Source organism: Streptomyces sp. NPDC003691 (assembly GCF_053981115.1).
Map to the genome: position 1 here is coordinate 1 of NZ_JBSFNQ010000149.1, position 11,216 is coordinate 11,216.

Annotated in this window: 7 protein-coding genes and 2 pseudogenes; 6 read left to right on the forward strand and 3 right to left on the reverse strand. The window is 71.0% G+C overall.

The features are described from left to right. Positions 1-90 precede the first annotated feature (90 nt). Complete coding sequence (locus ACWDR0_RS33280; RefSeq protein ID WP_456355560.1) at positions 91-1,887, reverse strand: 3-hydroxyacyl-CoA dehydrogenase family protein; 1,797 nt, start codon at positions 1,885-1,887, stop codon at positions 91-93. Between the two features lie 32 nt (positions 1,888-1,919). After that, complete coding sequence (gene ccrA / locus ACWDR0_RS33285) at positions 1,920-3,257, reverse strand: crotonyl-CoA carboxylase/reductase (protein ID WP_456355561.1); 1,338 nt, start codon at positions 3,255-3,257, stop codon at positions 1,920-1,922. A 258-nt stretch (positions 3,258-3,515) separates the two neighbouring features. Here ccrA and ACWDR0_RS33290 point away from each other — a divergent pair, with 258 nt between their 5' ends. Together ACWDR0_RS33290 and ACWDR0_RS33295 are read left to right on the forward strand one after the other, a co-directional pair. Next, complete coding sequence (locus ACWDR0_RS33290; RefSeq protein WP_456355562.1) at positions 3,516-4,511, forward strand: ATP-binding cassette domain-containing protein; 996 nt, start codon at positions 3,516-3,518, stop codon at positions 4,509-4,511. Beyond that, positions 4,508-5,338, forward strand: a complete 831-nt coding sequence (locus tag ACWDR0_RS33295; protein WP_456355563.1) for an ABC transporter permease — start codon at positions 4,508-4,510, stop codon at positions 5,336-5,338. The genes ACWDR0_RS33290 and ACWDR0_RS33295 overlap by 4 nt, the downstream gene beginning before the upstream one ends. 133 nt (positions 5,339-5,471) lie before the next feature. On the opposite strand, the gene ACWDR0_RS33300 is transcribed toward ACWDR0_RS33295, so the two are convergent. Continuing rightward, the gene (locus ACWDR0_RS33300) at positions 5,472-6,950 is read right to left on the reverse strand and encodes a glycosyltransferase (protein ID WP_456355564.1); all 1,479 of its coding nucleotides are present in this window, start codon (positions 6,948-6,950) and stop codon (positions 5,472-5,474) included. A gap of 295 nt (positions 6,951-7,245) precedes the next feature. On the opposite strand from ACWDR0_RS33300, the gene ACWDR0_RS33305 reads away from it, so the two are divergent. The 4 genes and pseudogenes from ACWDR0_RS33305 to ACWDR0_RS33320 all read left to right on the forward strand — a co-directional run. Continuing rightward, positions 7,246-8,514, forward strand: coding sequence for an activator-dependent family glycosyltransferase (locus ACWDR0_RS33305; protein WP_456355565.1), 1,269 nt, complete (start codon positions 7,246-7,248; stop codon positions 8,512-8,514). A 130-nt stretch (positions 8,515-8,644) separates the two neighbouring features. After that, positions 8,645-9,973: a lipopolysaccharide biosynthesis protein RfbH gene (rfbH, locus tag ACWDR0_RS33310; RefSeq protein WP_456355566.1), complete on the forward strand. Its 1,329-nt coding sequence runs from the start codon at positions 8,645-8,647 to the stop codon at positions 9,971-9,973. A gap of 7 nt (positions 9,974-9,980) precedes the next feature. Further along, positions 9,981-11,105, forward strand: a pseudogene (locus ACWDR0_RS33315) (aminotransferase class I/II-fold pyridoxal phosphate-dependent enzyme); the annotation flags it as partial. 17 nt (positions 11,106-11,122) lie between these two features. After that, positions 11,123-11,216 (forward strand): annotated as a pseudogene (locus ACWDR0_RS33320) (ABC transporter permease); the annotation flags it as partial.

Here is an 11,216-nt window from a genome sequence, read left to right on the forward strand (position 1 = left end):
ACCGAGCCTAGGGTCGGCGCGAGGGGCCGACCAACCCCTAGGAGGCGGCTGAGGCATCCGGCCGCCGCCGCCGTATTCCGTCCGTCCGGCTCAGTAGGTCCGCAGGCCCATTCCGGTCTTGCGGCCCAGATGGCCGAGGCCGACCAGCCGCTCCAGCAGGGCGGCCGGGGCGAGTGCGGGTTCGCCGAACTCCTGGTGGAGCTTCCGCTGGATGGCGAGCGACACATCGAGGCCGATGGTGTCGAGGAGGGCGTACGGCCCCATGGGGTAGCCGAAGCCGCGTTCGACGGCGGCGTCTACCTCCGCGAGGTCCAGATCGCGGTCCTCCAGCAGCCGCATCGCACTGTTGAGGTACGGCAGCAGCAGGAAGTTGACGATGTATCCGGCGCGGTCGCCGCATTCGACGGGGGTCTTGCCGAGCCGCTCGCAGAGGGTGCGCGCGGTGGCGAGAGTGGCGTCGGAGGTGTCGTCGGTGCGGCCGAGTTCGACGAGCCGCATCACGGGCGCCGGATTGAAGAAGTGGAGTCCCACGAAGCGGTCGGGGCGGCCGGTGGCGGCCGCGCAGTCCGCGACGGACAGGCTGGAGGTGGCGGTGGCGAGTACGGCGTCCGGCCGGACGACGGCGTCGAGGCGGGAGAAGACCGCCCGCTTGACGGCGATGTCCTCGGCGACCGCTTCGACGACGAGGTCGCAGTCGGCGAAGTCGGCCAGCGAGCCGGAGGGGGTGATGAGGTCCAGCGCGGCTTCCCGGGCCTCCGGGCTGAGCCTGCCCCGGCGTACGGAGCGGTCCAGGGAGCCGCGGATCCCGGCGACGGCCTCGGCGGCCCGGGCCGCGCTGCGGGCCGCGAGCACGGTCGGCAGCCCGGCCCGGGCGGTCAGCTCGGCGATCCCCTTGGCCATCAGCCCGGCGCCGACGACCCCGATCCGGCGGATCTCGCGGGGGGTGCCCGCGGTACGGGCGCTCGCCTCGCCGGTGAGCGGTTCCCCCGCCTCGTCGTAGCGGTAGAAGCCGTGGCCGGCGCGGCGGCCGAGGCGGCCTTCGGCGATCAGTGCGGTGAGCGCGGGCGCGGGCCGGAAGGCTTCGTCACCGGTGGCCCGGGCCAGTTCGGCGAGGCGTTCGGCGGCCCGGTCGAGGCCCATGAGGTCCAGCATGCGGAGCGGCCCCGCGGGCAGGGCACAGCCCAGCTTCATCGCGGTGTCGATCTGCTCGCGGGTGGCGTAGCCCTGGCCGTGCAGGGCGGCGGCGCGGTTGAGCAGGCCGAGGACGAGTTCGTCGGCGGCGTCGCGGGCGCCGGGGCCGACGGTGACCGGCGGCCGGTCCCGGTGCACCCGGGCGAACAGGGCCCGGACCGCGGTGACGGTTTCCTCCGCGGTCGCCGCCGTACCGGCGACACCGGCGGTCTCCCCGACCGGCGGGGGGACGAAGCAGCGCAGGCCGACGGTCCGGTCCGGGCGGCCGGAGAGGATCGCGAGGTGCTGGACGGGCAGCGCCGACGAGCTGGTGGCGATGATGGTGTCCGGCGGGCAGACCTCGTGGATGCCCCGCAGTACCGCGGCCTTGGTTTCGAGCTGGTCCGGGACGGCCTCGACGACGAGGTCGGCACGGGCCAGCGCGGTGAGTTCGGAGGTGAGGGTCAGCGTCCGGGGCTCGCCGGTCTTCAGCCGCATGCCGACCCGGGCGAGGGCGTCGGGGTCGGTGTCGACGCCGATGACATCGAGGCCCGCGTCGCTCAGGGTGTGCAGGATGCCCTCGCCCAGGGCGCCGAGACCCACGACACCGACGATGCCGATGGTGGTGTCCGGCCCGGCGGTCGCCGCGGCGTCCCGGTCGTCCGGGTCCCCCGTGGTGGTGCCGGATCCGCCGGCCGTCCCCGTCGCTGTGTTCATCCTGGTGTCCCCACCCCTGGTGTCGTGTTCGTTCAGCGGTTCCGGAACCGGTTGATCGCCGTCTCGTGCCGGGCCCTCAGCTCGTGGTCCCGGACTCCGAGGCCCTCCTCGGGCGCGAGACAGAGCACCCCGACCTTCCCGCTGTGCGCGTTGCGGTGGACATCGCGGGCGGCCTGGCCGGTGTCGGCCAGCGGATAGACCCGGGAGAGCGTTGGGTGGATCTTCCCCTTGGCGATCAGCCGGTTGGCTTCCCATGCCTCGCGGTAGTTGGCGAAGTGGGAGCCGATGATGCGCTTGAGCGACATCCACAGATAGCGGTTGTCGTATTCGTGCTGGTAGCCGGAGGTCGAGGCGCAGGTGATGATGGAGCCGCCCTTGCGGGTGACGTAGACGGAGGCGCCGAAGGTCTCACGGCCGGGGTGCTCGAAGACGATGTCGACGTCCTCACCGCCGGTGAACTCGCGGATCCTGGCGCCGAACCGCTTCCACTCCTTGGGGTCCTGGGTCTTCTCGTCCTTCCAGAACCGGTAGCCCTCGGCATTGCGGTCGATGATGGCCTCGGCGCCCATCGCCCGGCAGATCTCGGCCTTCCGGTCGCTGGAGACCACACAGACCGGGATCCCGCCGCCGTTGAGCACGAGCTGGGTGGCGTACGAACCGAGACCGCCCGCGGCGCCCCAGATCAGCACATTGTCGCCCTGCTTCATACCGCCGGCGTTACGGGAGACAAGTTGGCGGTAGGCGGTGGAGTTCACCAGCCCGGAGGCCGCCGCCTCCTCCCAGGAGAGATGCTCCGGCTTGGGCATCAGCTGGTTGGCCTTGACCAGGGCGATCTCGGCGAGTCCGCCGTAGTTGGTCTCGAAGCCCCAGATCCGCTGGGCCGGGTCGAGCATGGTGTCGTCATGGCCGTCGGGGGCCTCCAGCTCCACCGAGAGGCAGTGCGCGACCACACGGTCGCCGGGCCGCCAGTGGGTGACGCCGGGACCGGTGCGCAGGACGACGCCCGACATATCGGAGCCGATGACATGGAAGGGCTGGTCGTGGCGGGCCGCGAGTTCGCTGGTGCGGCCGTAGCGGCGCAGGAAGGCGAAGGTGGGGAGCGGTTCGAAGATGGCGCTCCATACGGTGTTGTAGTTCACCGCGCTGGCCATCACCGCGACCACCACCTCGCCGAGACCCGGCTCGGGGGTGGGAACGTCCTGGAGGTGGATCGATTTCGCGGGATCCTTCTCCGCGGTCGTCATACCCTCGAACATGTCCACTTCGTCATCGCGGACGACGGCACCCCGATAACTCTCGGGAAGCGGCAGGTTGGCAATATCCGCGGCGGTGGCTTCATCGGAGATGAGCGCGCTCAGTATGTCGTTCACAGCCGATTTCCATTCATCGCAGAGGCCCGGCATTTCAGCAATCAAGCGATCCCGGCGAAACCTAGTCGCGGGGCCCGGGCCACAACACCCCCTAACCGCCCCTGCCTGGTGGTTGCGGTCCTGGCGGGGACGGGTTAGGGGTACTCGCCCCGGGGCGCCGCCCGTAGGGTCGCCTGATGGTAGGGCTCGCCGGTGCCAGCCGTGCTCCTTTTCCGGTGGCTCGGCCCGCTGTGTCATTCGATGCGCAAAGGAAATGGCGTGGGAACCAGAGAGACAGCCGTTCTGGCTGAAGGGCTGGAAAAGAACTACGGGCCCACCAAAGCGCTCGCCGGATTCGATCTGGCCGTGCCGCAGGCCACGGTCTGCGGCCTGCTCGGCCCCAATGGGGCGGGCAAGACGACGTCCGTTCGCATTCTGACCACGCTGCTGAAGGCGGACGGCGGACGGGCCACGGTCGCCGGTTTCGACGTGGCGGCCGAGCCGGTGCAGGTGCGGGCGCGCATCGGGCTGACCGGCCAAGCGTCGGCCGTGGACGATCTGCTGACCGGCCGCGACAACCTGGTGATGTTCGGCAGGCTCTACCACCTGGGGAAGCGGCGGGCCCGGGAGCGTGCCGAGGAGCTGCTGGACAGCTTCGGTCTCACGGCGGCCGCGGACAAGCCCGCGAAGACGTACTCCGGTGGTATGCGCCGCCGGCTGGACCTGGCGGCCAGCCTGATCATCGCGCCGCAGGTGCTCTTCCTCGACGAGCCGACGACCGGTCTCGACCCGCGGAACCGCAACAAGGTCTGGGACGACGTCCGGCAGTTGGTGGAGCAGGGCACGACCGTGCTGCTGACCACCCAGTACCTCGACGAGGCCGACCAGCTGGCGTCGCAGATCGCCGTGATCGACACCGGCCGGGTGATCGCCAACGGCACCCCCGACCAGCTGAAGTCACGGATCGGCGGGGACCAGGTCGGGGTGGTCGTCCAGGACCGGCGGCAGATCCCCGACACGGTCCGGGTACTGGCTGCCGTCACCGGCGCCGAACCGCAGGTCGAGCCCGACCTGAACCGGGTCAGCGCACCGGCCGCCGAGCGGGTGGCCACCCTCACCGGGGTGGTGCGGGCCCTGGACGACGCCGGTATCGCGGTCGCGGACATCGCGCTGCGGCGGCCGACGCTGGACGAGGTGTTCCTGCGGCTGACCGGCACCGGGGCCGCCGCACAGCCGGCCGACAACCTGTCCGAGAAGGAGCTTGCGACACCATGATCCCCTCCCCGGTGATCCCCGGTTCCCCGACGGAGCGCTTCCGGTGGGCGGTGTCGGACACCTGGACCGTCACCCTCCGGTACCTCACCCATCTGGTCCGCTCCCCCGAGCGCGTGATCGGCACCCTCCTCTTCCCGGTCATCTCGATCCTGCTGTTCGGCTATGTCTTCGGCAGCGCGATCGCGGTGCCGGACGGCGGCAACTACCGCGAGTACCTGATTCCCGGGATGTTCGCCCAGGCGATGGTGCTGGGGATCGCCGGGCAGGCGGTCGCGGTCGCCACGGACGTGGCCCGCGGGGTGACCGACCGCTTCCGTTCGATGCCGATGTCCGGCTCGGCGGTGGTCGTCGGGCAGACCTGTGCCGAGGTGCTCAACGCCGTACTCGACATCTCCCTGATGTTCCTGTGCGGTCTGGCCGTCGGCTGGCGGTTCCACGGCGGGTTCGGCGAGACCGCCGCCGCGTTCGGACTGCTGCTGCTCCTGCGGCTCGCCGCGACCTGGGTCGGCCTCTATATCGGGCTGCTCGTCCGCGGGCCGGAGACCGCCGGGATCATGATGCCGCTGCTCTTCCCGTTCACGATGATCGCCAACACCTTCGTGCCGACCCAGGCCATGCCGGTCGTGCTGGGCACCTTCGCCGAGTGGAACCCCATGTCGTCGACGGTGGCGGCGGTACGCGAGCTGTTCGGGAACCCGGGCGCGGGGATGACGGACGTGGCCTGGCCGCTCCAGCATCCGGTGCTGATGGCGGTGGTGTGGCCGCTGGTCATCATGGCGGTCTTCGTACCGCTGTCGGTACGGCGCTACCGCAATCTCTCCCGCTGACCGCCGTCCGGCGGCGGTACGGCAGCGGTACGGCACCAGCCAAGGGCCGCCTCTCCGGAGGCGGCCCTTCGGGCGTACGGGGTACGAAGGCGGGGCGGGGCGCGGTGTGCGTCCGCGCCCCGCCCCGGGCGGTTCAGGCGCCGGCGGGCCGCCCCCCGCCGTCCGCGCCGTCCCCGCCGTCTGTGCCGGCCGTTCCGTCCAACCGGCCGGTGCGGGCGCCGTCCGCGCTCCCGGGGTGCTCGCCCCGGGCGCTCGCGTCGGCGTAGGCGGCGATCAGATCCGCGGCCCGGGCGACCCCGCCCCCGGCCCGCAGCCGCTCCGCCCAGTACCGGGCACGGTCGGCGAAGCCCTCTTCGGACAGCACCCGGTTCAGCTCGGCGGCGACCTCGCCGGTGTCGAAGCCGCGGGCGGTGCCGACCGCGAGACCGGCACCGCTGTCCACGACCCGTACGGCAAGGTCATGACAATCCAGCCAGAGCGGCAGCACCAGCAGCGGTTTGCCGAAGTACAGGCCCTCGCTGACGCTGTTGCCGCCGCCGTGGGTGACGAACGCGGCCACCCGGGGATGGGCCAGCACATCGAACTGGGACGGTATCCAGGTCTCGATCCGCAGATTGCCCGGCAGCTCCCGGTCCGGCGGCAGCAGCTCCTGCTGTGCCTTGGGCAGCTTCCACAGCACGGCGCAGCGCCCTTCGAGGCCGCGCGCCACCTCCACCAGGCCCGCGACCTGTTCGGCGGAGAGCCGGGTGATGGTGCCGAAGCCCATGTAGACGACCGACTCCCGGGCGTCCAGCCAGTCGGCGAGCCCGCCGTCGTCCCCGCCGCCGGTGCGCCCCGGCACCACGGCGCCCAGCATCTTGAGCTTCTCCGGGGCCGGGAAGGCGTACTCCAGGCCGAAGACGGAGTAGGCGAAGACGGCGGTCGCGGCGTCGATCCGGGCGCCGACGTCACCACCGGGGTTGACGATGCCCAGCTTCTTGCGGCTCTCCAGGTACGCCATCGCCTGGCGGGCGATGCCCTTCTGCAGCGGCAGGGTCAGAAACCGCAGCCGGAACAGCCGGTTGGCGAGCTTCTGGCGGAGTGTCATCTTCAGCGGCAGGCCCGAGAACGGCGTCGGGTAGTCCTTCGGCAGCCGGGGCAGGAACAGCCCGCTGACCGGGAACGGCACACTGAGGACGAAGGGGATGCCGCGGGTCATGGCGACCTCGACGGCGTAGACACTGGCCGAGTCGACCACCATCAGCGCCGGTTTGATCCGGGCGACCTCGGCGTCCAGCGCCCGGTACTTCTCGGTGAACGAGACGACGTCCAGGGACTCCCGGATGAACGCGACATAGCTGCGCCACTTCGACTGGGCGGTCGCCGCGCGGTACGCCTCGTCGCTCCAGAGGCTCGGGGTGACCCGGCGGATCGGATCGCCCAGGGGTAAGAAGCCGACATCCGTCTCGCCCGCCAGGGCCTCGACATCGGACCGGACTTCGTCGTCGGAGGCGAACCAGAGGTTCCGTCTCCCTCTCGCGGCGAGTTCCCCCGCCATGGTGAGCAGTGGATTGAGCTGGCCCCGGGCGGAGATCCCCGCGAACAGCACAGGACCATGAGGGTCGTCGATCATGTTCAACACTGTCCGGGGGCCCACCGGACGCAACAACCCCTAGCTCCCCGCTGGCTCCCCCCCTACACACCCCGGACCTGGGACGGAGCCGCCTCCTAGGGGTTGGTCGGCCCCTCGCGCCGACCCTAGGCTCGGTCGCGATCCGCCGGACGGCACGTCCGGACCGGCCCGGACCGGACGGCCGCGCGCACCGGACCGGAGACCTCGCGGGACCCCTCACCCCGATCACGCCCCACCGGCAGCCGCCTCCGGGCGAGGTGGCGGCGCCTGCAGACCAGTTGAGGAAGGACGCTCGATGCGAGTCCTGTTCGCCACCGTTTCCGAGAAGTCGCACCTGTACAACATGGTGCCGCTCGCCTGGGCGCTGCGGTCCGCGGGGCACGAGGTCCGGGTCGCCAGCCATCCGGCGCTCACCGAGACCACCGCGGCCGCCGGACTGCCCGCGGTCCCGGTCGGCACCGACCACCAGCTGTACGAGATCATGGCCCAGTACGCGGGGACCCAGAGCGAGGAGAACGCCAAGACGTTCGACCCGTTCACCATGCCGTACTCGGAGCTGACCTGGGAGTTCTTCCAGGGCTTCTACGGCATCACGGTCCCGTTCGCCTTCGGTCTCTTCAATGACCCGATGGTCGACGGGCTGGTCGAGTTCGCCAAGGAGTGGCAGCCCGACCTGGTGATCTGGGACGCCGTCACCTACTCCGGCGCGGTGGCGGCCAAGGTGGTCGGCGCGGCCCATGCCCGGATCCTGTGGGGCTCGGACATCTGGTCGCCGCTGCGCGACAAGTTCCTCCAGCGCAAGGCCGAGCAGCCCGAGGGCGACCGCCACGACCCGATGATCGCCTGGCTGGAGCCGATCCTGGAGCGGCACGGCGCCACCTATGACGAGGATCTGACCTCCGGCCAGTTCTCGCTGCACCAGCTGCCCGCGAGCCTCCGCACCACCAGCGACCACACCGTCAACCACGGTCTCCAGTTCGTCGCCTACAACGGCTCGTCCGCGGTGCCGGACTGGCTGCGCGAGCCGCCGGCCCGCCGCCGGGTCTGTCTGACCCTGGGCACCACCCTGGACCGGGCGGGCGGCGACTTCGCCTCCGTGCCCCGGCTCCTGGATGCCGTGTCCGGCCTCGACATCGAGGTCGTCGCCACCCTCAGCGAGAAGCAGCGCGCCGCCGTCGACACGGTCCCGGACAATGTGCGGATCGTCGACTTCGCCCCGCTGAACCTGCTGCTGCCGAGCTGCTCGGCGATCATCCACCACGGCGGCGGCGGTACGTACACCACCTCGCTGCGGTACGGCGTACCCCAGCTGGTGCTGCCCCAGATCGGTTTCGCCGAGTCCTACTACCAGGCCAGGCGGCTGGAGGCGACCGGGGCGGGCCTGTACGAGCAGGCGCACGAGGCCACCCCCGAGAGCCTGCGGGCGAAGCTGGAGCGCCTGCTGACGGAGCCGTCGTTCGCCGAGGCCGCCGACGGGCTGCGCCGGGAGATGCTGGCCGAGCCGTCGCCCACGGAGTTCGTGCCCGTCCTGGAGAAGCTGACGGCCGAGTACCGGGCCTCCTGAACCGGCGCGCCCGCGGGCGGTGGCGGCCGGGCCGGGAGCGCCCCGGCCGCCACCGCCCGCGGGCCGTCCGCGACACCGAGCCGATGGAGGCCGTCCGCGCCGCGACGGCCCGCGACACCTGGAGAGACTGATGGCCGCCACGGCGGAGACCGAAGGCAGGGCGGCCACCAAGGCCGCGATCCTGGAGCTGGTGCGGAAGTTCGACCGCGAGGCCGCCCCGTACACCGCGTTCGACCCCGGGGTCACCCCGATCCTGCCCTCCGGGGCCGTCCTCGGCGAAGAGGACCGGATCGCGATCGTCGAGGCCGCGCTGGAGATGCGGATCGCGGCCGGGGTGTCCTCACGGACCTTCGAACGCCGCTTCGCCCGCAAGCTGGGGCTGCGCAAGGCGCACCTGACCAACTCCGGCTCCTCGGCGAATCTGCTGGCGCTCTCGGCGCTCTGCGCCCCGGAGCTGGGCGACGCCCGCCTCAAGCCCGGCGACGAGGTGATCACCGTTGCCGCGGGCTTCCCCACGACGGTCAACCCGATCGTGCAGAACGGTCTCACCCCGGTGTTCATCGATATCGAACTGGGCACCTACAACACCACGCCCGAGCGGATCGCCGCCGCGATCGGACCCCGCACCCGCGCCATCATGATCGCGCACGCGCTGGGCAATCCGTACGCCGCCCAGGAGATCGCCGACCTCGCGCAGGAACACGACATGTTCCTGGTGGAGGACAACTGCGACGCCGTCGGCAGCACCTACCGCGGCAAGCCCACCGGTGGCTTCGGCGATCTGTCGACCGTCAGCTTCTACCCCGCCCACCACATCACCGCCGGTGAGGGCGGCTGTGTCATGACCAGCAATCTGGTCCTGGCCCGGCTGGTGGAATCGCTGCGCGACTGGGGCCGGGACTGCTGGTGCGAGCCGGGCGAGAGCGACACCTGCCGCAAGCGGTTCTCGTACAAGCTGGGCGATCTGCCGTACGGCTACGACCACAAGTACATCTTCTCCCACATCGGCTACAACCTGAAGGCGACGGACGTCCAGGCCGCCCTGGCCCTCACCCAGCTGGCCAAGCTCGACGACTTCGGGGCCGCGCGCCGCGCCAACTGGCGACGGCTGCGCGAGGGCCTCGACGGCCTGCCGTGGCTGCGGATGCCGGAGGCCACCCCGGACAGCGACCCGAGCTGGTTCGGCTTCGTCGTCACCATCGAGCCCGGCGCCCCCTTCGAGCGGGCCGATCTCGTCCGGTTCCTGGAAGGACGCAAGATCGGCACCCGGCTGCTGTTCGCGGGCAATCTGACCCGGCACCCGGCCTACCAGGGGCGGGACTTCCGGGTGGCGGGCTCGCTGGAGAACAGCGACATCGTCACCGAGCGCACGTTCTGGGTCGGCGTCTACCCGGGGATCACCACGGAGATGACCGACTACATGATCCAGTCCTTCCGGGACTTCGTCACTCAGCATTGAGGTGGGTATGTACCGCGAGCTCGCGATCCTCGGCGGCAAGCCCGAGTTCGCCGAACCGCTGCACGTCGGCCGGCCCAACGTGCCCGACGAGGAGAGCGCCCTACGGCGGATCAGGGAGGCCATCGACCGCCGCTGGCTCACCAGCTTCGGCCCCCTCGTCAAGCAGTTCGAGCGCGATCTGGCCCGCACGGCGGGCGTGAAGCACGCCATCGCCATGTGCAACGCCTCCGTCGCCCTCCAGGTGCTGATCCGGGCGAGCGGGCTGAAGGGCGAGGTGATCCTGCCGTCGTTCACGTTCATCGCCACCGCGCACACCCTCCAGTGGGAGGGGGTCACCCCCGTCTTCTGCGAGATCGACGAGAAGACCGGCAATATCGACCCCGCGCACGCCCGGCGGCTGATCACCGACCGGACCACCGGCATCATGGGCGTCCACCTCTGGGGCCACCCGGCCCCGGACGAGGAGCTGCGGGCCCTGGCCGACGAGCACGGCCTGCGGCTCTTCTACGACAGCGCCCACGCCATCGGGAGCCTGCGCCACGGCCGGCCCGTCGGCAACTTCGGCGACGCCGAGGTCTACAGCTTCCACGCCACCAAGTTCATCAACTCCTTCGAGGGCGGCGCGGTCGTCACGGACGACGACGGACTCGCCGAGGCCATCCGCTCCATCCACAACTACGGGCGCGGTGAGGGCGAGTACGTCTCCACGATCGGCACCAACGCCAAGATGACCGAAGTCGCCGCGGCGATGGGCATCACATCGCTGGAGAACATGCCGTACCTCATCGACGTCAACCGCGAACGCCACGAGCACTATCTCGCGGGCCTCGACGGCATCCCGGGCATCGAGCTGCGCTGCCCGCTGCCCGGGAACGACATCAACTACCAGTACATCGTCCTGGAGGTCGACGAGGCGGCGGCCGGGCTGCGGCGGGACGATCTGATCGCGGTGTTGACGGCCGAGAACGTGCTGGCCCGTACGCACTTCCACCCCGGCTGCCACCGTACGGAACCGTACGTCCGGGACCCCGCCCGCCACACTCCCCTGCCGCTGCCGCGGACCGAGCGGCTCAGCGGCCGGGTCGTCATGCTGCCGACGGGCACCGGGGTGACGGTGGACGAGGTCGACCGGGTCTGCGACCTGATCCCAATATCCACGGCGTCGGCTACCAGCTCTACCAGGGCATCGTCCGCCAGAACACCCAGACCGTCGTCGGCTTCGTGACCGTACTGGTGCTGGTCT